This window comes from Pontibacter sp. GD13 (assembly GCF_058216355.1).
Window position 1 is genome coordinate 538,036 of the sequence record NZ_JBYZMQ010000002.1, and the last position, 21,428, is coordinate 559,463.

20 protein-coding genes are annotated in these 21,428 nt (G+C 49.3%); 10 read left to right on the plus strand and 10 right to left on the minus strand.

From position 1 onward, the window contains the following. Positions 1-14: 14 nt before the first annotated feature. The 3 genes from argB to argH all read left to right on the plus strand — a co-directional run bounded on the left by argB (position 15) and on the right by argH (position 3,264). Positions 15-806 (plus strand): acetylglutamate kinase, encoded by a 792-nt coding sequence (argB, locus tag AC4BAN_RS05965; RefSeq protein ID WP_490563461.1) that lies wholly within the window; start codon positions 15-17, stop codon positions 804-806. Continuing rightward, on the plus strand, positions 806-1,867 hold the full coding sequence (locus AC4BAN_RS05970) for a M20 family metallo-hydrolase (protein WP_490563462.1): 1,062 nt from the start codon (positions 806-808) through the stop codon (positions 1,865-1,867). The genes argB and AC4BAN_RS05970 overlap by 1 nt, the downstream gene beginning before the upstream one ends. A gap of 65 nt (positions 1,868-1,932) precedes the next feature. Continuing rightward, positions 1,933-3,264: an argininosuccinate lyase gene (gene argH / locus AC4BAN_RS05975; protein ID WP_490563463.1), complete on the plus strand. Its 1,332-nt coding sequence runs from the start codon at positions 1,933-1,935 to the stop codon at positions 3,262-3,264. A 27-nt stretch (positions 3,265-3,291) separates the two neighbouring features. Here argH and AC4BAN_RS05980 read toward each other — a convergent pair whose 3' ends face one another. Continuing rightward, the gene (locus tag AC4BAN_RS05980) at positions 3,292-3,648 is read right to left on the minus strand and encodes a hypothetical protein (protein ID WP_490563464.1); all 357 of its coding nucleotides are present in this window, start codon (positions 3,646-3,648) and stop codon (positions 3,292-3,294) included. Positions 3,649-4,055: 407 nt separating this feature from the next. On the opposite strand from AC4BAN_RS05980, the gene ispG reads away from it, so the two are divergent. The 4 genes from ispG to AC4BAN_RS06000 all read left to right on the plus strand — a co-directional run bounded on the left by ispG (position 4,056) and on the right by AC4BAN_RS06000 (position 7,438). Next, a complete protein-coding gene (gene ispG, locus AC4BAN_RS05985) occupies positions 4,056-6,029 on the plus strand; it encodes a (E)-4-hydroxy-3-methylbut-2-enyl-diphosphate synthase (protein WP_490563465.1) in 1,974 nt (657 codons plus the stop codon). Positions 6,030-6,148: 119 nt separating this feature from the next. Beyond that, positions 6,149-6,313 (plus strand): DUF6728 family protein, encoded by a 165-nt coding sequence (locus tag AC4BAN_RS05990; protein WP_490563466.1) that lies wholly within the window; start codon positions 6,149-6,151, stop codon positions 6,311-6,313. 1 nt (position 6,314) lies between these two features. Beyond that, positions 6,315-6,677 carry an MmcQ/YjbR family DNA-binding protein gene (locus tag AC4BAN_RS05995; RefSeq protein WP_490563467.1) on the plus strand — a complete coding sequence of 121 codons (363 nt, stop codon included), beginning with the start codon at positions 6,315-6,317 and terminating at the stop codon, positions 6,675-6,677. Between the two features lie 260 nt (positions 6,678-6,937). After that, positions 6,938-7,438 (plus strand): MarR family winged helix-turn-helix transcriptional regulator, encoded by a 501-nt coding sequence (locus AC4BAN_RS06000; RefSeq protein WP_490563468.1) that lies wholly within the window; start codon positions 6,938-6,940, stop codon positions 7,436-7,438. Positions 7,439-7,590: 152 nt separating this feature from the next. Here the strand turns inward: AC4BAN_RS06000 and leuS are convergent, their stop codons facing one another. Then, a complete protein-coding gene (leuS, locus tag AC4BAN_RS06005; protein ID WP_490563469.1) occupies positions 7,591-10,359 on the minus strand; it encodes a leucine--tRNA ligase in 2,769 nt (922 codons plus the stop codon). Between the two features lie 260 nt (positions 10,360-10,619). Here leuS and AC4BAN_RS06010 point away from each other — a divergent pair, with 260 nt between their 5' ends. Then, positions 10,620-11,288 carry a DsbA family protein gene (locus AC4BAN_RS06010; protein ID WP_490563470.1) on the plus strand — a complete coding sequence of 223 codons (669 nt, stop codon included), beginning with the start codon at positions 10,620-10,622 and terminating at the stop codon, positions 11,286-11,288. 74 nt (positions 11,289-11,362) lie between these two features. Further along, positions 11,363-12,073 carry a DUF1003 domain-containing protein gene (locus AC4BAN_RS06015; RefSeq protein ID WP_490563471.1) on the plus strand — a complete coding sequence of 237 codons (711 nt, stop codon included), beginning with the start codon at positions 11,363-11,365 and terminating at the stop codon, positions 12,071-12,073. A 13-nt stretch (positions 12,074-12,086) separates the two neighbouring features. Here AC4BAN_RS06015 and AC4BAN_RS06020 read toward each other — a convergent pair whose 3' ends face one another. Both AC4BAN_RS06020 and AC4BAN_RS06025 read right to left on the minus strand, forming a co-directional pair. Then, a complete protein-coding gene (locus AC4BAN_RS06020) occupies positions 12,087-12,827 on the minus strand; it encodes a spheroidene monooxygenase (protein WP_490563472.1) in 741 nt (246 codons plus the stop codon). A 133-nt stretch (positions 12,828-12,960) separates the two neighbouring features. Then, the gene (locus tag AC4BAN_RS06025; protein ID WP_490563473.1) at positions 12,961-13,464 is read right to left on the minus strand and encodes a pyridoxamine 5'-phosphate oxidase family protein; all 504 of its coding nucleotides are present in this window, start codon (positions 13,462-13,464) and stop codon (positions 12,961-12,963) included. Between the two features lie 172 nt (positions 13,465-13,636). Here AC4BAN_RS06025 and AC4BAN_RS06030 point away from each other — a divergent pair, with 172 nt between their 5' ends. Next, positions 13,637-14,221 (plus strand): acyl carrier protein phosphodiesterase, encoded by a 585-nt coding sequence (locus AC4BAN_RS06030; protein WP_490563474.1) that lies wholly within the window; start codon positions 13,637-13,639, stop codon positions 14,219-14,221. A gap of 123 nt (positions 14,222-14,344) precedes the next feature. Here the strand turns inward: AC4BAN_RS06030 and AC4BAN_RS06035 are convergent, their stop codons facing one another. The 6 genes from AC4BAN_RS06035 to AC4BAN_RS06060 all read right to left on the minus strand — a co-directional run bounded on the left by AC4BAN_RS06035 (position 14,345) and on the right by AC4BAN_RS06060 (position 21,343). Then, positions 14,345-14,815, minus strand: coding sequence for a hypothetical protein (locus AC4BAN_RS06035; protein ID WP_490563475.1), 471 nt, complete (start codon positions 14,813-14,815; stop codon positions 14,345-14,347). 126 nt (positions 14,816-14,941) lie between these two features. Further along, complete coding sequence (locus AC4BAN_RS06040; protein WP_490563476.1) at positions 14,942-15,412, minus strand: hypothetical protein; 471 nt, start codon at positions 15,410-15,412, stop codon at positions 14,942-14,944. Positions 15,413-15,780: 368 nt separating this feature from the next. Then, positions 15,781-16,293 (minus strand): FKBP-type peptidyl-prolyl cis-trans isomerase, encoded by a 513-nt coding sequence (locus AC4BAN_RS06045; protein WP_490563477.1) that lies wholly within the window; start codon positions 16,291-16,293, stop codon positions 15,781-15,783. 91 nt (positions 16,294-16,384) lie between these two features. After that, complete coding sequence (locus AC4BAN_RS06050) at positions 16,385-18,328, minus strand: AAA domain-containing protein (protein WP_490563478.1); 1,944 nt, start codon at positions 18,326-18,328, stop codon at positions 16,385-16,387. Positions 18,329-18,454: 126 nt separating this feature from the next. Beyond that, complete coding sequence (locus AC4BAN_RS06055; protein WP_490563479.1) at positions 18,455-19,024, minus strand: hypothetical protein; 570 nt, start codon at positions 19,022-19,024, stop codon at positions 18,455-18,457. A 54-nt stretch (positions 19,025-19,078) separates the two neighbouring features. Next, positions 19,079-21,343 carry an efflux RND transporter permease subunit gene (locus tag AC4BAN_RS06060; protein ID WP_490563480.1) on the minus strand — a complete coding sequence of 755 codons (2,265 nt, stop codon included), beginning with the start codon at positions 21,341-21,343 and terminating at the stop codon, positions 19,079-19,081. Positions 21,344-21,428: the final 85 nt, after the last annotated feature.

Consider the following 21,428-nt stretch of genomic DNA (forward strand, 5'->3'; position numbering starts at 1 on the left):
ATAAAGCTTAGCATATGATACTCGTTAAAATTGGCGGAAACATATTGGATAGCCCTGTCCGGCTGCGTTCTTTTTTGGTTGATTTTGCGCAGCTGCAGGGCCCCAGGTTGTTGGTGCATGGCGGAGGAATAATAGCCTCTGCCATTGGCCAGCGACTGGGCATAGAACCTGTAATGGTTGAAGGCCGGCGCATCACAAACACAGAAACGCTTGAACTGGTTACCATGGTCTATGGAGGCCTGATTAACAAACAGATCGTAGCACAGCTACAGGCACTCGGCTGCAACGCCATTGGGGTAACCGGTGCAGACGCCAACAGTATAATGGCAGTTAAGCGGCCTGAGCGTACAATTGACTATGGTTTTGTGGGCGACGTGGCAGGACCTGAATGCATAAACACCCGGATATTGAATATATTTTTTAATGCCGGCCTCATTCCGGTGTTTGCACCCCTGACCCACGATAGAAATGGCAGCCTCTTGAACACAAATGCTGACACGATTGCAGCTGTACTGGCAACAGCGCTTGCCGGTAGCCATGCGGTAAAGCTGGTCTATTGTTTCGAGAAGCGTGGCGTACTGGCAAATGCGTCAGACGAAGCTTCTTTAATAGACAGCCTGAACCCTGAGAAGTATAAATCTTTAAAAGAAAGCGGTGCGGTGCATGCGGGCATGATCCCTAAACTGGACAACGCATTCGCGGCCCTGAAAATGGGGGTTAAACAAGTACTGATCGGTGAGGCGGAAGCACTTAAAAGTATAAACACACCCGGTAAGTTCCCCGGTACCACATTAGTACGGACCTGATGCAGGAAGCTTTATACACACAAGCGTTGTCGCTGTTGCAGCGCCTGATCACGACACCCTCTTTCAGCCAGGAAGAAGCCGGGACGGCTGCCGTACTTTACGATTTTCTGAAGCAGAATGAAGTGGAGGTGCATCAGGAACAGAACAACGTGTGGGCATTTAACAGGCATTATGATCCTGCCAAGCCCACCCTGCTGCTAAACTCACACCACGACACGGTAAAACCAAACGCCGGATACACCCGCAATCCTTTTGCGGCTACAATAGAGAATGGAAAGCTCTATGGGCTCGGCAGCAATGATGCGGGCGGTTGCCTGGTAACGCTGATCGCAGCATTCCTATACTTTTATGCACAGACTAACCTGAAGTATAACCTTGCTATGGCCGCCACTGCCGAAGAAGAGATATCTGGCCGGAACGGCATTGAACTGATACTCCCGAAATTAGGGAACATTGCGGCGGCCCTGGTTGGAGAACCAACAGAAATGCACCTGGCCATAGCTGAAAAAGGCCTTTTGGTGCTCGATTGTGTAGCTATTGGAAAAGCGGGGCATGCAGCGCGAGCAGAAGGCGTTAACGCCATTTATTCCGCACTGCCTGACATGGAATGGTTCAGAAATTATCAGTTCGAGAGAGAATCGGAACTCCTGGGGCCGGTAAAAATGTCTGTTACCATGCTTCACGCAGGCACACAGCATAATGTGGTGCCCGAAGCCTGTCACTTTACAGTGGATGTGCGCTTAACCGATGCATATACCCTGGAGGAGGTATTGCAGGTGATACGCCAGCATGTGCAGGCGGAAATCACCCCGCGCTCCACGCGACTAAGGCCTTCTGCTATTGCCTTGCACCATCCCCTTGTGCAAGCGGGGCTTGATCTTGGGCGAAAAGTGTATGGTTCACCCACCACGTCAGACCAAGCCCTTATTCCCGTTCCTTCCTTTAAGCTGGGACCTGGTTCTTCCGTTCGTTCGCACATAGCGGATGAGTACATTTGCCTGAATGAGATAGCTGAGGGGATAGAACTCTACATTGCATTACTTGAGAAAGTAATCAAGTGAGCAATGATACGTTTGTTCTTGGTATGTACTAACTATTTGCGCGTTCACACATTCAAAATCAAATCATGAAACTCTGGCAGAAGAACACCAGCGTAGCCGCTGAGATCGAAAACTTTACGGTTGGCAAAGATGCAGAACTGGACATGGAACTGGCACGCTTTGATGTGTTGGGCTCTTTGGCGCATACCCGTATGTTGCAAAGCATAAACCTGTTAACTGAAGAGGATTTAGAGATTCTTCAAACTGGGCTAAAACAAATCTATAATTCAATTGTAACTGGCGAGCTAACGCTTGATCCAGGGGTGGAGGACATTCACTCGCAGGTAGAGCTGGAACTGACGCGCAGAGTAGGGGAAGCAGGAAAAAAGATTCACAGCGGCCGCTCTCGAAACGATCAGGTGCTACTGGACCTGAAACTATACTTCCGCGATCAGTTAAAAGAAGTGGTGCAGGCAGTAAAATTACTCTTCGATGTGCTGCAAAGCCAAAGCGAAAAGTATAAACATGTGCTGCTACCAGGTTACACGCACCTGCAGATAGCCATGCCGTCCTCGTTTGGCTTATGGTTTGGAGCCTATGCCGAAAGCCTGGCAGATGACATGCAACTGCTGCTGGCCGCGTATAAAACAGCTGATAAGAACCCGTTGGGCTCAGCAGCAGGCTATGGCTCCTCATTCCCCTTAAATCGCCAACTCACCACAGAGCTGCTTGGCTTTGACAGCATGAACTACAATGTTGTATACGCCCAAATGGGCCGAGGGAAGTCTGAAAGGATAGTGGCCACCGGGCTGGCTTCGGTAGCTGCTACCCTGGGCAAATTAGCAATGGACCTTTGCTTGTACATGAGCCAGAACTTCAACTTTATTACCTTACCAGATCAGCTCACTACTGGCTCCAGCATCATGCCACATAAGAAAAATCCGGATGTGTTTGAAATCATTCGGGGTAGATGTAACAGGCTGCAGGCGCTGCCTACAGAAGTCTCCATGCTGCTCATTAACCTGCCATCCGGGTACCACCGCGACCTGCAGTTACTTAAAGAGGATCTGTTTCCCGCTTTTACAGAGTTGCAGGGCTGCCTGCATATGATGACTTACATGCTGCAGCAGGTACAGGTGCGTCAGCACATACTAGACGACGACAAGTATAGATACCTCTTTAGTGTAGATGCAGTTAATGCACTGGTGCTGAATGGTATACCCTTTCGGGATGCTTATAAAACCGTAGGGGAACAGATAGAATCGGGGAAGTTTGCACCGCCTGCTGCCGTAACGCACACCCATGCAGGTAGCATTGGGAATTTATGCACAACCGAGATTGCTACCCAGATGCAAAAGGTGCTACAGGAATTTGACTTTGGAAAAGTAGAGGCGGCCTATAAAAATCTGCTGGCCTGAAGCATGAGGTAATCTACTGTGCACACGCTACTGCTTTATCCTGTTTGCAAACTTACCCGCTACTTTAGCCAGAATAAGCGGCAAAACAACGAAGGCAATGGATACGGCAATTACCCGCCTGAAGCCCATGCGCAGAATCAGGTTGCTGACCACGTTGCTGCGTAGTTCGGAATACAAACGACGGCCGGCTTCAGTCATGGGCTTGCCTTTGAGTACTTCCTGCACCGTTTTCAGGTCGCCCTTCTCCAGTTGCCGCTGCAAAAAACCCAGCACAGTATCCTTAGTTATCAAAATAGCCTTCCCCAGTTGGTCCTGACGCAGCTTCGTCCACCGCTGCAGTTGCTGCAAAGCGATGCCCGAGTTGGCGGGCAGAAAATTACGCATGAAAATCATCCTCTTAAATTTTAGGTGAACATTTTTTGCATATCCTATATGCATCAGCGACAGCCAGCAATCTTATGTTTGCCTATAAATCCGCGCTGATACCGGTATTTTTAAAATACGCATAATTTAACTGGAAAGGTATTCAAAATAGCGCGGCCAAACATCCCTAGAATTTCAATGTCCCTTGTCTTTCTGATTCGACAGAAGGATCACCTTCCTTCTGCTGGCAGGCCGGGCAATTTTTGGCGTTTAGTTACCCATTTCATATCATGCTTCAGAGTATTTTACCCTTAGGTGCAGCTATCCTTTAGCCTCTTTAAAATAAAGGTACTATTTTTACAGTATCAGCCTTTGAACAAACAAGGCTGATCTTTAGTTAAGGAATCGAGCGCACGCATACTTTACTTATGAACAAAACCTATTGCCCAAGCCTTACGCAGTATAAGCGCAGAAAAACGCGCGTGGTAAACATTGGCGGCGTGCCTGTGGGTGGCGATCACCCGATCCGGGTGCAGTCCATGACCACCGTAGACACCATGGATACGCCAGGTTCTGTGGCGCAATGCATCCGCATGATTGAAGCCGGCTGTGAGTATATCCGCATCACCGCGCCGAGTATGAAGGAAGCCGAAAACCTCCGGAACATCAAGCAGGAACTGCAGCTGCGCGGGTATAGTGTACCCCTGATCGCAGACATTCACTTCACGCCGAATGCTGCTGAGGTGGCTGCCCGTATCGTGGAGAAAGTGCGCGTGAATCCGGGCAACTATGCCGACAAAAAGAAATTTCAGGTAATAACCTACGATGACGCCTCATACCAGGCAGAACTTGACAGGATAAGAGAGCGCTTTGTGCCCTTAGTGCGCATTTGTAAAGAACATGGTACCGCCATGCGCATCGGCACCAACCACGGCTCGCTGTCTGACAGGATTCTGAGCCGCTACGGCGATACGCCGCTGGGTATGGTAGAGAGTGCGCTGGAGTTTCTGCGCATCTGCGAGGACGAGGAATATTACGAGATCGTGATCTCCATGAAGGCCTCCAACACGCAGGTAATGGTACAGGCATATCGTTTGCTGGTGCAGAAGCTGGAGGAGGAGGGCCTGCAGCCTTACCCGTTGCACCTGGGCGTTACAGAAGCCGGAGAGGCAGAGGACGGCCGCATTAAGTCGGCAGTCGGAATAGGCACCCTGTTGGAAGACGGATTAGGAGATACCGTGCGGGTGTCGTTAACGGAGGCCCCGGAGGCAGAAGCACCTGTGGCAAAAGCCCTGATCGACCGTTATGCGCGCCGCGCCTCAAATGCACGGCCAATTAAGCCAATTTGCAACGTGCCGATAGATCCGTTCCAGTACCACCGCCGCGAGACGATGGAAGTGCAGAACCTGGGGGCGCTGAATGTGCCCCGCGTTGTGGCTGACCTGAGCCGGCTGACCGATGTTAAATATGCTGACCTGAAAAGCGTGGGGCATTTGTACTCCATGCTGCTTGATAAGTTTAACATGAACGACCTGGGCGCTGACTTTATTTACACCGGCGATACCCCCATCAGCTTCATGCTGCCCAACGGCCTGAAAGAGATCGTAAACCAAAACGCCTGGCTGGCAGCGGAACAACGCGAAGACAGGCATCCCTTGTTACAGGCAGGGCAATACCTGGCCGGAGCTGAGCAGCATGCCACGCTCAACTTCATACTTGTTCAGCTGGATGACCTCACGAATGCCCTGCTGGAACGCTTGAAGCATGACGCTACCGCAGTGCTGTTGCTAGAGACCACAAACGCGCATGCCATGCCCGAGCTTCGCAAATGCTTTTTCAGGTTGATGAACAATGGCGTAAAAAATCCCTGTATCATCAAGCGTGCCTACGGCAACCTTACTGCTGACGAAATACAACTCTATGCAGCCACTGATGTGGGAGGCTTGTTAATAGATGGTATGGGAGATGGGGTAATGCTCGGAACCGAACTGCTGCCGGAGCGGGAGAAAGGAGCCTGGCTCGAAACCATCGATCAACTCAACAAACTTGGTTTTGGTATTTTACAGGCAGCCCGCACCCGCATGAGCAAAACCGAGTACATCAGCTGCCCCAGCTGCGGACGCACCCTGTTCGACCTGCAGGAAACCACCGCCATGATCCGGAAACGCACTGACCATTTAAAGGGGGTGAAGATCGGTATCATGGGTTGCATTGTAAATGGACCGGGAGAAATGGCCGATGCCGACTACGGGTACGTAGGTGTGGGCAAAGACAAGATCGCCCTTTACCGCGGGCAGAATGTGATTAAGAAAGCCGTGCCGGCTGATCGGGCCGTGGATGAACTGATTGAACTCATAAGGGAAGACGAGAAATGGATTGAGCCTGTAAGTTTGGAAATGTAAAGAAATAAGCGCTTGCGGGCTAACTCTTTTCACACCTGGATTGTTAAGAATGTAACTGCAACACTACAGATCACATTTACCTGAACAGAAATTTATAATTAACTTATCAGTGATTCGCCATGAAAGGATTGTTTGACTTTTCAGAGGTAGCCACCTACTTCTTCCGTAAAAAGGACCCCAAGCGCAAATCTAACTTCAACCTGCGTGCCATGCATACGATCAATAAAATTTCGATGCTGATGTTTCTGGCAGCTATGGTCTATTTTATCATTAAGCATATTTAACATGCACATAGAAGCACTCCGGGACTATTGCTTGGCCAAAGCAGGCACAACAGAGGAAATGCCATTTGATGAAGATACGCTTGTTTTTAAAGTATGCGGAAAGATGTTTGCCCTCTGCAGCCTTGCCGATTTTAGCAAAGGCATTGCCCTAAAGTGCGCCCCGGATAAAGCGATTGAACGTCGTGAACGTCATAATCAGGTGGGCACTGCCTCCTATATGAATAAAGTGCACTGGATCAACGTTTTGCCAGATGCCGGATTGCCTGATAACCTGATCAGGCAATGGATCGATGACTCCTTTCTGTTAGTAGGATCCAAGTTGAAGAAGGATTTGCAAAGGGGGATCGGACTATTAGATAATTAGCTGTTCCTACGGTATCTTTCAATTCTTTTCAACCATCTTCTGGCTGAGGGAAGGAACAAAAAAGCTGCCTGTACGGGCAGCTTTTTTGTTCCCTTTTGTTTGCCACAACATATTCAGAATTTTAACAACAGCTGTGGGGGCTTTTATCAATTTATTACTGTGTAAACATTCATTCCTAAAAACTCAAAAATATACTGGTTTCAAATGCCTAAAATTCATTTTTTATTAGTATAATTGATAAACTCACCTTAACAAGAAACATGATTTTAGAGAAAGAAGTCGGAGTGAACAGTTTCCGAAACGAATGGCAGAAAGCAAGTATCAGTATTTTGTACACGCACGGTTTTTTAAGTAATTGCTACGAGAGTTTTTTTAAAAAATTCAATATGACCGCGCAACAGTATAACGCCCTGCGCATTTTGAGAGATCAATTTCCTAAACCAGTCTCCACTTCTTTTCTGCGCGAAAAAATGTTGGATAAAATGTCGGATGCATCTCGATTGGTCAGCCGGTTGAATGCTAAAGGTTATGTAAATGTAACGCAGAACCCCGTTGACAAACGCTTGGTGAACATCGTTATCTCAGACAAGGGGAACCAAATGATCGGCACCATGGATAGCTCCTTGCATGAACTAGACGAAATGCTACAGGGGTTAACCGAAGAGGAAGCAAGTAACCTGGTGGAATTGCTTTATAAAGTGCGAGGATCCATAAAAGCCAAAGAAGAGAAGAATGTTGCATCTGAACAACTAAATGCATAATACTTTTACTTTATGCACCCCTCTAACCTTTCTTATTTAAGCAACAGGTCCTGGAAAATATTTTCAGGACCTGTTGCTTTTTACTAAAACAGAGCCGCAAAGTTTGGGGTTTTGGCGGCTCTGCTTCATTTAAATAGTAAGATGGAGCTAGATTATACTACCACGTTTATAATTTTGTTTGGAACGATGATGATTTTTTTAGGCGTTTTGCCTTCAAAAAATTTGGTCACCTGCTCATCGTTCAGCACGGCCTTTTCTACCTCCTCACGGGGCGTATCCAGCGCAAAGGTAAGCTTGGTGCGGGTCTTGCCGTTCACAGAAACCGGATATTCAAAGGTGTTCTCCACCAGGTATTCCTCTTTCCAATCCGGAAAACTGGCATAGCTGATACTTTCCCGGTGGCCTAGCTTCTCCCACAGCTCCTCGGTAATGTGCGGTGCGTACGGGGAAAGGATAATGGTAAGGGGCTCAAGAATGGCGCGTTTATTTGTCTTGAGCTGCGTCAGCTCATTCACGCAGATCATGAACGTGGAAACGGAGGTGTTAAAAGAGAACCGCTCTACATCTTCCTCTACCTTTTTAATGGTCTTGTGCAGTGCCTTCAACTCTTCCGCTGTCGGTGCGCCATCAGTTACCACAAAGGTGCCCTCATTATCGTGGAAAAGCCTCCAGTACTTTTTAAGGAACTTGTGCACGCCATCCATGCCATTGGTGTTCCAGGGTTTAAACTGCTCTAGCGGGCCCAGAAACATCTCGTACATGCGCAGGGTATCGGCCCCCTGCCGCTCCACAATGTCATCGGGGTTCACCACATTATACTTCGACTTGGACATCTTTTCAATCTCCACGCCCACCACATACTTGCCGTCTTCCAATACAAACTCAGCGTCTGCGTTCTCCGGTCTCCATTTTCTAAAGGCCTCCAGGTCCAGCACGTCATTCTCCACGATATTTACATCCACGTGTAGCTGTGTGGTTTCGTACTGATCCTTCAAGCCCAAGGACACATATTGGTTGGTGCCGTTGATGCGGTACACAAAGTTAGACCGCCCCTGGATCATGCCCTGGTTGATCAGCTTTTTAAAAGGCTCCTGTTCCACCACCAGGCCCAGGTCAAACATGAACTTGTTCCAGAAGCGGGAGTAGAGGAGGTGACCGGTGGCGTGCTCCGAACCTCCGATGTACAGGTCTACGTTGCGCCAGTACTTGATAATATCCTTGTCGGCAAAAGCTGTTTCGTTTTGCGGGTCCATGTAGCGGTACCAATACCAACTGCTGCCTGCCCAACCGGGCATGGTGCTTAATTCATACTCATACTGGTTATCATACTTCCAATCCACGGCACGGCCCAAAGGCGGCTCACCGGTTTCGGTGGGCAGGTAGGCGTCGATCTTCGGCAGCTCTAGGGGCAGCTCCTCTTGCTTCACCAGGTGTGGCACCCCGTCTTTAAAGTATACCGGCACCGGCTCGCCCCAGTAGCGCTGCCTGCTGAACACGGCATCGCGCATGCGGAACTGCGTTCTGCCTTTACCAACCCCCAGTTCTTCCGCTTTGGCAATACCGGCTTTGATGGCTTCCTTTACATCCAGCCCGTTCAGGAAACCGGAATTGATGATCTTGCCCTCTTTCCCGGCATAAGCTTCCTCCTCGATGTTGCCGCCATCCACTACCTGCTTGATCGGCAGCTCAAAATGTTTGGCGAAAGCATAATCGCGGGAATCGTGGCCCGGCACAGCCATCACCGCCCCGGTTCCATACCCGGCCAGCACATAATCGGCAATCCAGATCGGCACACGTTCCTCTGATATCGGATTTAGGGCATAAGCGCCTGTAAACACCCCGCTCACCGTCTTCACGTCTGTCATGCGCTCGCGCTCTGAGCGGTTTTTGGCCACTGTCACATACTCCTGCACCTGCTGGCGCTGCACATCCGTCGTGATCTGGCTAACCAGTTCATGCTCAGGCGCCAACACGACAAATGAAGCGCCGAAAATGGTGTCGATGCGGGTGGTGAACACTTTGATCTTTTCTGAAATGCCTTCCACCGCAAAGTCCAGCTCGGCACCAACCGATTTACCGATCCAGTTGCGCTGCATCTCCTTTACCGGCTCTGGCCAGTCAATCTCCTCCAGGCCTTGCAGCAGGCGCTCGGCATAAGCGGTGATGCGCATCATCCACTGGCGCATTTTCTTGCGCTCCACCGGGTATCCGCCGCGCTCCGACACGCCGCCCACCACTTCGTCGTTAGCCAGTACCGTACCCATGGCAGGGCACCAGTTCACGATGGCCTCGGCCACGTAAGTGAGTCTATACTTTAATAGCATTTCTGCCTGCTGCTGCGCGTTCATGTTTTTCCAGTCAGCGGCAGAGAATGCAGGCGTGTCTTCGTCGCAGGCAGCGTTCACGTTCAAATTCCCATCCTGCTCAAACGCTTCTACAAGCTCCTGTACCGGCGCGGCTTTACCTGTGTTGTAGTTATAATAGCTGTTAAACAGCTGCATAAAGATCCACTGCGTCCATTTATAATAGCTTGGTTCAGAAGTGCGCACCTCGCGCTCCCAGTCAAAGGAGAAGCCAATGTTCTTCAGCTGCTCCACGTACCGCTGGATGTTCTGTTCGGTGGTGATGGCAGGATGCTGCCCGGTCTGGATAGCATACTGCTCCGCTGGCAGGCCAAAGGCGTCGAAGCCCATGGGGTGCAGCACGTTAAAGCCTTTCAGGCGCTTGTAGCGGCTCACGATGTCGGAGGCAATGTAGCCCAGCGGGTGCCCCACGTGCAGACCCGCGCCCGATGGGTACGGGAACATGTCCAGGGCGTAGTACTTTGGCTTCTCGTTTTTGACTGTGGCTTTAAACGTTTGGTTCTGTTCCCAGTAACGCTGCCATTTCTTCTCGATCTCGATAAAATTATACGCCGACATTGCTTATAGATGAATTCTTTAGTCCGAAGTTAAACTGCTAAGATACGGCATAAATGTTAATTTATGATGGCTTTGTTGCCAAACGTGCCTGGCAACCAGACAGCACACCACGTTTCTGATCAATTTTGTAAAAACCAGTTACAGCACAGCTTTCCGGACATCAAAATATAAAATGATGTTACCTTTGTGCGTATACTAAAGCAAGTGACAGACGATGGTCTGAAGCAAAAAGAACTCATCTCAAAAAACTATACTTCCGCATGATGAAAAAGCAACACGACCTGCTCGATAAACTGCACCTGATTTACATCATGGACCCGATGTGCTCGTGGTGCTATGGTTTTGCGCCGGTAATGCAGCAACTGGTGGCAGAGCAGGAAGACAAGATGCAGTTTAAGCTGGTGATGGGCGGCCTGCGCCCCGGTACCGTGAAACCACTGGAGCCCCAAATGCAGGCAACGATCAGGCACCATTGGGAGGATGTTGAAAAAGTGACCAATCAGCCATTTGACTATACTTTTTTTGACCGCGAGGGTTTTGTGTACGACACCGAACCTGCCTGCCGCGCCGTGGTAACCCTGCGCTACCTGCACCCTGAAAAAGAACTGGAGATGGCAGAGGCCATACAAAAAGCTTTTTACGCGAAGAACAATGATGTAACCCGACCTGAGGTGCTGGCCCAGGTCGCGGCTGCCTTTGGGGTGCCGGAAGAGGAGTTCCTGGCTAAATTCCAGTCCGATGAAATGAAAGAGAAAACGCAACAGGACTTTGCCATCGCACGCCACTTACAGGCCACCGCTTTTCCGAGCCTCTACCTGCTGAACGGCACCAGCATACACCTCGTGAACCGCGGCTACAGGCCTTATGATGGACTGGCGGCGCACCTGCTGCGCGTGATTCAACAAATTGCCCCTGACCAGCTTTCTTAATAAAGGATAAACTTTATAAACTTATGCGCTAAACAAAGAATTGCGTAAGTCAACATAGGGTATTGCGCTACGCTATGAAAGACCACCGAAAAAGCACGGGAATTTGCCATATCAGCAAGAAACACTTGCCCTATCCCTTGCTCATTCCCGTATCCAGCATTCGGAAAAGCATTCTGGAGTTGATGAAAGTGGATTACCCCGACCTGGAAGAGCAGCATTATGTTTCGCTGGAGATCGTAAACCGCTACCGGAATGAGTACCTGGAACAGCTACTGAAACACGAGTTAGGCGAACTCTCGGAACTGGAGGAGGAGGTGATCCAGAGCATCAACAAGCAGGAGCTGCTTTCTTCTAACATCGAGGAGGAGATTAACGAAAACCTGACCTTCGGGCAACGCACCTCCGATGCCATTGCCACGTTCGGCGGCAGTTGGCGGTTCATTTTGTTCTTCTTTGGCTTTATCCTGCTTTGGATGCTGCTCAACATCTACGTGCTGTCCGTCAGGCCTTTCGACCCCTATCCGTTTATCCTGTTAAACCTCATCCTGTCATGCCTTGCCGCCATTCAGGCCCCCATTATCATGATGAGTCAGAACAGGAAAGAAGCCAAGGACAGGCAGCGATCAGAGTATGATTACCAGGTTAACCTGAAGGCTGAACTGGAAATTCGGCTGCTGCACGAGAAACTAAACCACATTATCTCACACCAGAACCAGCGCCTGATCGAAATTCAGCAGATACAGGTAGACCTATTAGAGGACATTATGGAGCGGATGAACCGATAACAAGTGACTATGCTTATGAAGTCAGCGCAGCAAGAGGGTCTTGCCCGTTCCAAAGACCCTGGCTTGCCACAGGTTTAAAGCGCGCGAAAAGTTCTTCGCTGTACCAATGTTCCGCCCTGGTCCGGCGTATCACCTCCTGGTGGACAGCGTGCTTGTAAGCATAAGCTCTCATGGCCTCTCCCGATTCCCAGACGCTGAAAGTTGCCTGCCGTATAAGTGGCATTTCCCCCAAGCCGATTGAGCAGAGCAGCCCCTGTGCATCGTCGAGCGCCTTGCTGGATTGGGGCACGAAGCGCCAGAAGTTTGGCAGGGCGCGCCAGTTTATGCTTGCCCTTGTTAGCACAGCGATGGGGCCACTGGTGTACGTTTCTGAGAGGGTAGGAGCGAAGGGCTCCTGCTTGTCCCATTGCCCATGCGCCTGGTAAGGCAGCAGTTTCACGGTCCATACTTCGTGGCAGTGCGTTTGGTAAGTGGCCATTAATGCAGCATGCTGCAGGAACTGGTCGGCGGCAGCCTCGTTATCCCAGGTACAAAGCAGTCCGTAGCGCCTTAAATTCGGCAAAATGCTAAACCCTTTTCCCTGCCCGCTCCCAAGTAGTTTAAAAAAGCGTAGTCCGGGTGTGGCTTTCAGGTGCGGTACTGAGGTGCCCATCTGTGCCAGCCCCCAACGTACGTGGCCTTCGCGTATGCCAAACAAAGTAAGGGTGGTAAGACGGGCGGCTATAGCAGGGGTGGGTTGCAAAGTATATGACAACTGTTTAAGGTGCAGAACAAGTGTAAATCTTACGCAAAAACACCTGCCAAACACAATTGTTTAACAGGTGTTTTTAAATTAAAAATGAAAGCAGATCTATAAATTGCTTGCTCCCACCTATGCGTTCATACTTTTATAAATCGATCTTTTTGTGATCACCGGTTTTAGCGGGCTCACCGGTGAGAGCTGCCTTGGCCATGCCGTATAAATGGATGAGGGTGCTGTTCGGAGCATCCCAGTATTCGGCCTTGTCGATGGTTACTTTAATCAGGCCAATATTCGGATCGTCCTTTCCTTCCGGAAACCAGGCCTTCAGCGAAGGGTTCCAAAGTTCATCTATCTTCTGCTTGTCCCTGGTCAGCGAGGCTGTGCCCGACACAGATACATATACCTGGTCATCCGGTTCGGCGTAGCTGATGTTCACGTGGGCGTCATTCTCGTTAATCTCATGCGATTTGCCCGACTCATAGCCCGTAAAGAACCAAAGGAAGCCGTCATTGGTTATTTTCTGTGTGCTCATGGGGCGACTGCGCAGACTGCCATCACGCTCGATCGTGGTCATCATGGCAATGTCTATGTCCTGGATCATATCGATGAGTTTCTGCAGATTCTCCTGTGAGGTTGTATTGTTTGTCATAGTTTTATACTTTGTTTCTGTGGTTTAGATTACGCGGGGCAACGCGGTAAAGTTTACTCCTGGCGGTGCACGCTTTTATACTTTGGAAACAGCTGCGGTAACTTTTTGTTTACTGCACGGTAAGCCTAAGATCACAATCAATCTCATGAATTTATACTTTAAATAACGTTTCGTGAATTTTCTGGCCCATGCATTCTTATCCGGAAACGACCCGGACTTACTGTTAGGAAACTTTATAGCAGATTCGGTGAAGGGCAAACAAGCTGACATGTTTACGCCGGCAGTTGCCCGCGGCATCCGGCTGCATCGCCTGATCGACAGCTACACCGATACCCACAGGGTTGTGGGGGAGACCAAGGCAAGGCTTCGGCCAAAGTATAGAAAGTTCGCCCCCGTAATTGCCGACATGTTTTATGATCATTTCCTGGCCAGCCGGTTTCACAACTACACAGCAGAACCGCTACAAGCTTATACCCAACGCGTGTACTCCATCGTGAACGAGGCGTATGACATTCTCCCGGAGCGCATGCAGCACATTTTCAGGCACATGATGGCCCACGACTGGCTGGCAGGCTATGCGCAGTTGGCGGGCATTAACAGCGCCCTGACCGGCATGAGCCGCCGCGCCACTTTTGTATCCGGTATGGAGACAGCGGCCCTGGAATTAGAGGAAAATTATAACTTGTACGCAGCCGAGTTCGAAGCTTTTTTTCCGGAACTGCAGCAGTATGTGGTAGGAGTGAGGGAGCAGTTGTGAAAGGAAGGCCTACTTTTGATTTTAATGTTTCAGACTGTTTTTCTACAACGTACTGGTATAGCAGATGGTGAGGCGTAGCTGAGCCTAAGCGCAACCTTTGTTGGGTGGAGTTCTTCTTTTCTATTATTCAAGTTCTGTTTGCTCCAACTTTGTTTTCTGGACCTGCTGAAAAAAGAAGCTCAATAAAAGTAAAACAGGTATAGCAAACCAGCCAGCAAAGATAATTTCTAATCCATTCTGCCCGTCTGTCACGTAACAAAGGGTCTTGCCATTTGTAAAGAAAGAGGTAATGCTTGCCTGAAGAAATGTGTATTCTATAACATTGAAGAGCAATAGCCATTTATTCAGCGTTTCATTATCTAATGCTGTTTTTTGGATAAAGCGGAAGAAGAGCCAAGGAGCAAGTATACAACCAGCACTAGTTACTCTGAAAAGGAAACTCCACGAGTCTGAGCACTCAATCCCCAATAAAGTTATGAAAGACTGTAATCCAAAAATTCCGATTGTTGTGAAGCCAGGAATGAACAACCCTGCGAGTGAGAACCAGCCTGTCGTTTTTACAAAACCTACTTTGATTTTCCTTTCTTTACTCATCTTAGGCTGCTGGTATTAATTTATTGGCTCTTGCTAACGCGTACTTCTTTTAAATTACCATTGCACACAACGGCTTTGCTATAAGGTGGCGCAGCTAACTTATAGGTTTTGTTGTGGTTTCGTTATTTATATTCCTAACTCTCGCTTTTTCTTTTTTATCAAACTTCCCATTTCACTAAAATCCTTTGTATATCCAGCAATGCTTAATCCAGAACGTTGAGTTGCGAATAGGTAATAGTTATCTTGTCCCTTTATTCTCAGCTTGTACAATGGAGGAAAGACAAAGTGAAGTAAAACCACGGATTCAACTTCAATCCAGTCTGCTTCAAGGATTTCTTTCCCCTTCCTAATCTTGATACATTGGTTTCCCAGTTCTACCATTACAAACTTTGACTGAAACAGCAGAAATACGAGAATCCCAACTGCTCCTACCAGTATAAAAATCAAAAAGGAGTAGGTGTCCATCCGCTTATGCTCACCGTTAAAAGTAGCGAGTTCAGGGTCTACCATGTTTAGAGTTGGAATGATTAAAAAGAGCATTCCGAAGAGCAACAGCCCGTATTTTAATCCACCAAAAGCAAATTTGTCACTCTTCATTTTATAATTTTTTTTTACACCACAACTAGCGGATATGCGTAAACAAACGTTAATCTGCACTATACATAGAGCATTCCTACCTATTCCTCGAGTTATAGTTAAAGTAATACCAACTTTCCATTAACTCTCCTTCTACATAGCGCCATACGAATATAACTCTTTAATTTAATCAAGTAGTTTAAAAATGAAGCATTTTACGTTTATGCTTATGGACTTAAACTACCCCTATCGCATACCAGCTTAAAAAATTGCTGCCCCTGAAATAACATGCAAAGTGCTGCATTAAATAGTTAGAAAACACGCACAAAAAAATAGGGAGCACCTTAGCAGATACTCCCTGTTCAAACAAGCTTTATGTAAGTTTAACTTTAGTGATGCGCACCGCCTTCACCATGCACATGGCCATGGTCCAGCTCCTCTTGTGTCGCTTCGCGCACATCTTCTACTTTGCCTTTAAAGCTAAGGGCTTTGCCTGCCAGTGGGTGGTTGAAATCCATGGTAACGGTATCCTCTTTTACGGATAGTACGCGACCTTGTAACTGGTTGCCTTCACTATCGGACATTGGTATAAAATTGCCTTCCTCCAGCATGTTGTCCGGAACCGTTCCTTCCACCTCAAACACATTCTTCGGGAGGTCTACCACAGCTTCGGGGTTAATATCGCCGTAGCCTTCTTCCGACTCCAGTTTAAAGTCGAATGTATCGCCGGCGCTTTTACCCTTAAGGCTATCCTCGAATTGTTCTGGCAAGCCGCTCATGCCATAAATAAACACCATCGGATGCTCCTGATCCGCTGTTTCTACCAGGTTCTGCTCCCCGTTTTCATCTGTAATGCGTAGCTCATAAGTGAGTGTAACTACTTTGTTTTCCTCTATTTTCATGTTTTAAAGATTTAATTCCCGCAAAAATTAAAGTTAGTAAAAATTAAAGCCTTCCTCTAATTCTGCTCCTTGTTTTCATTTATAGCAGGGCCTAGGGCATCAGTTCTGTCAGTTCCCAGGCGCTACGGTATGCGTTTATACTTACTACGTACGTAAGGAAGCTGGCGTAGAACGGATGCTGGCCCAGGGTGGCACTGTCGCCCACGATCACCAGTTTCTTCTTGGCGCGTGTCATGGCTACGTTCATGCGCCGGATGTCAGCCAGAAAACCTATTTCGCCTTGGGCATTGCTGCGCGTCATGCTGATGTAAATAATATCGCGCTCCTGCCCCTGAAAACTGTCTACGGTGCCCACAGCCAAATAACGATGTTGCTTTAACTGGTTCAGGTGCGGCATGTGCTCCACTTTATCCATCAGGTAGTTTATCTGGGCACGGTACGGCGAGATCACCCCGATCCGGAGGTGCTCCACTTCTTCGTCTGCCGGCGTGTAATCCTTTAATAGATGTGCCAGGTGGCTTAGTAACAGGTCTGCCTCCTCGGGGTTGGCTGAGCTCTGCCTTTCAGGTGAATCTTCTTCGTGGTAGCCGCAACCGGCCGTATCTACAAACTCTACGGCCAGGCCGGGCGCAAAATGAACGTTATAGGCATGCAAATCGCTGTTATGCACGCTTTCATGCGCAATCAGTTCACCCTGGTAAAACTGCTGGTTCGAGAACTCCATGATGTGGTGGTGCATGCGGTATTGTGTTTTCAGCATCACGGCCACGCTCGGGTGCCGCTCGATGCATTTCTCGAAAAGGGTTTTACCCAAGCCGCCTTTCTCCGCCTCAAACGATTTTACGGTAGGGGGAAGCTGGAAATGATCGCCGGCCAGTACTACCCGCTTGGCCCTCGTAATAGGTACCCAGCAGGCTGATTCCAGGGCCTGGGCCGCCTCGTCTATAAATACTGTGTCGTACTCCAGGTGCCGGATGGTCTTGTTTGCGGCGCCAACCAGGGTACAGGTGATCACCTGCACCTGGTTGAGAAGGTCTTCGGTGATGTACTCCTCCACACGATCGGCCTCATCGAGCAACCGCCGGCTTTCTGCCTTAAAGAACTGGCGCTGCTGCCGTTCTTCCGGACCAAACTGCCGCTTAAACTGGAAAGCCAGGCGCTTATACTCTGCCGCTGTCTTACGGTAATCCTTCAGGTTTTTGTAAGAGCGGTGGCCAATGATCTGCGCATCCATGGTATGCTCCAACAACACATCCGACACTCTGGAGGGGTTGCCGATCCGGATCACGTTTACACCTTCGTTGGCTAGTTTTTCGGTAAGCAGATCCACGGCCGTGTTGGATGGGGCCGTTACCAGAAGCCGCTGCTGCGTTTCCAGCGTTTTGAGAATGGCCTGCACCAGCGTGGTGGTTTTGCCGGTGCCGGGCGGACCGTGAATAATGGCCACATCCTTTGCCTGCACGATTTTACGGACCGCCTCGTTTTGCGAAGGATTCAGGGCCGGGATCGCCTCCGTTGGCGCATCGGTGAAACGCGGAGTGGCATCCCCTAAAAGTATGTCGCGCAACTCGGCAAGCCGGGTCTTGTGGGCATCCAGCACTTTTTTCAGAGCTATCTCCATTTCGCGGTAGCTCATTTCATCGAAGGTCAGGTCGATGCCCAGCCGCCCCTCGTCAATCCAGTCGGGCAGGTCCTCTTTATTGGTTGCCAGCAGCACTTTGTTGCGCCTAAGTCCCACGATCACACCGCTGATGCTTTGCCGTTCCCCGTTATTCGAAAACAAGGCCGCCGCTTTCCCGGTCTGGAAAAGGTGCAGCTGGTCGCGGTCTTTGGTACGCTCCAGTTCCAGCACCATCTTATTGCCGAAGCCGAGTTCCTCTTTGGTAATACTGACCGGGTACCAGCAAATGCCCATGGCCTTACGCTCAGAAATAGTACTCTTCAGGCTTTTGATCTTATACTGCTGGCGGTCTTCTTCCTGCTCTATCTTCAGCAGTTCCTGAACCCGTTTCAGTTCAAATAATATCTCGCTCATCGTTGTTCTAAATATTGCTGGCAATCCGGGAAATGCACACTTGCAGATTCATCGGGCCGGAAAGATTTTTTTCTGCGCCTATAGGATACCCTGAAAGGATACAGTTAGTTTGCCCGGAAAATTTGCTTAAGCCTTTTTCTTTTTTCGCGAAGTAGCCAGCGCTTTATTTAACCGTATCTGCAAAAACACGGCACAAAGCAATAGTAAAAAGGCGACTATGGCCACGATCGTGATTACTTTATCCTTGCCATAGCGCAGCTCAGCAGACTCGTTCAATTGTATTTTCAGGTCCGCAATTTCCATCTCACGCTTTTTAATCTGCGACTGCAGCATTCTTACCTGGCCCTGCAACTCGCTAAAGTTCCGGTCGATACTGCGCTGGTCTTGCTGCACTATTTTGCCCTCGCGCTGGTTCTCTACCGTGCTTTCGGCTATTTTTTTCACACTAGCCTCTTTTACGGCACCTATCAGTTCCGAGTCTGCGTTGATGATCTTTTTAAGTGTTTCTATGATCTGCAGCAGGTCTTTCTTTGATTTTTTACCCCAGAAATTACTGTTCTGCTGATTATAGAACTGGTACTCCATCACTAACTGCTCCCGCTCGCTCATCAGCCGGGTAAGTTTATCCTCCTGCGCGTTGGCCCCAAAAAAAATCAGGCATAAAATCGAAATTGCCCAAACCTTCTGCTTCTTCATGCTCTCCTAATTAGTTGCTTACAATTTACACACAAATATGGCCATCTTATTGGACTAGCCCTTCATTTTTTTTGCGGGTTTATAGAAATACAGGATCAGGACAGGCAACAGGAAAAGGTCGGCTACCACGGCAAACAGCAGCGTCAGGCTCACAAAAAGGCCCACGTAAAAGGTGCCGTCAAAGCTGGAGAGCAAGAGCGTCATAAACCCGCCCATCAAAATACAAGAGGTGATGATTATGGCTTTACCTGCCGAAATAAATGAACGTTTAATGGCATAGGGCAATGATTTTCCGGCCATCAGCTCCAGTTTTAGCTTGCTTAAAAAATGGATGGTGTCGTCTACGGCGATGCCAAAGGCAATGGTGAAAATGATGGAAATGGAAACGGTAAAATTGATGCCCAGAAAACCGATGAGGCCCCCGATCATGAGCAGTGGAATGATATTGGGAACCAGTGAGATGAGCACCATCCGTAGCGATTTGTAAATCAGCCCCACGATTAGGGCGATTACCCCAAAGGCGATCAGGAGGCCCTGCATCATGTTCATCGTAACGTAGGTGTTGTTCTTATCCAGGAGCAGGGCACTGCCCGTGAGCCTGGTTTGCAGGTAGGCGGAGTTGATGTGCTGCGCGATGAAGGTACGAAGCGAATCGTTGAGCTCGGTGGCGGCGGCGCTGCCAACATCGGTCATTTTACCGGTCAGGCGGCCTTGGGTGGCATCCGGAGTAATAATGCTGCGCAACTCGCTTCTGTTTTTGAAAGCATCCAGGCTCCTGCGCACGCGCTGCAGCCTTGGTTTGTCAGGAGGCAAGGTGTAAAACCTGTTCAGGCCACCATTCTGTGCGCGGTTAACGGTTTTTACCACCGTGGCAGGCGAACTGATAAATTTCAGTCCATACGTGTCCGTCAGGTAATTCTCCAACTTATCAACCTCCTGCAGCACCTCGTAGTCATACAGTGTGTGCCCCGGAGCGGCCACCAAATGCATCTCAAAGGGCCTGACACCGGAGAACTTCTGTTCAAAATAGTTAAAGTCTAGTATGATCGGGTCGTCATCACCCAGGTCTTCCAGTAAGGTTGTGTCTACTTTTACCAGGCTGATGCCAACCAGACTGATGACCGAGATGCCGATCGTCACAGTAAGTATGGCTCTGGGGTTTCGGAGCACGTAGCGCAGCATGCGGCGCAACTGCACTGGCCACGACAGATTTCTGCGCCTTACTTTGGCGGCATTGGGCTTTTTGAGCAGCACCAACAAAGCTGGCAACACGGTGAAGGCAAGTATAAAAGCGAGTCCGATAGAGATGGCCGTATAGAGGCCGAAATTGCGGATGGGCACAATGGCCGTGGTCAGCAGGGTTAGGAAACCGACAGCTGTGGTGAGGGAGGTCAGAAAGGTGGCCAGGCCCACCTCGCGCAACGTAATCTTAATGGCGGCAATCTTTTCGGTTCCATGGCTCAGCTCTGTCAGGTAGCGCGAGAGCAGGTGGATGACATCCGACATGCCCACCACAAAAATGATTGTGGGCAACAGCACCGTCATCACATCTATGGGCTTGCCGAAAAGGCCCATCGCCCCCAGGCCCCAGACCACCGAGAGCAGCACGATCAGGAGCGGCACCAGTACCCCCCAGATGGTTCGGAAGGTAATCCAGAGGAACAGGATCACCAGCAGGATGGAGGCTGACATAAAAAGCACCAGCTCCACCTGCATCTTGTCTATGAAAACGGACTGTGCCAGGGCCTTCCCGGCAATATGGTGTTCTGGCAGATCCAGTTGTTGCAGCTTGTTCTCCAGCGCAGCCACCAGCGTGTCGCTGGCCCCTTTGCCCAGGTCATCGGTCGTTTGCACAAAAAGCGACACTGAGGTGGCATCTTGCGAGAACAGCGTGCCCACCAACTCACCTGAACTGTAAATCTGAACCGAATCCTGCTCAAACCGGCCCGGGTCGTCGGGGTGCAGGTAAGGAATCTCAAAATACCCGAACTGCTCCAGTACCGGAATTTTGACTGAGGTAGGGGAGAGCACCGCCTCCACGTTTGGCTGGCGCTGCAGAAAGGTGGTCAGGCTGTCTACTTTTGTCAGGAACTGCTGGTCGAACAGGCTTTTATCATGATCGAGGCCAATAAGCAGGTAATCGTTGTCGTTGCCGAACGTTTGGCGGTATTTCATGTAATAGGCCAGGTCCGGGTCGCCTTTCGGAAAAAAATTGTCGAAATTATAATCAAACCGCAGCGTGGAGGCATAATAAACGCTTAGCGCGGTAACGATGGCCACAAGCAACAAAACGAGGTAACTATTTCTTCTGTAATTCAAACCTTGCAAACAATTGAGCGGGTGTTAAAGATCGGTTTCTGGCAGCATACTACCAAGCAACAACTAAAGGCAGCAAATTTTGTTT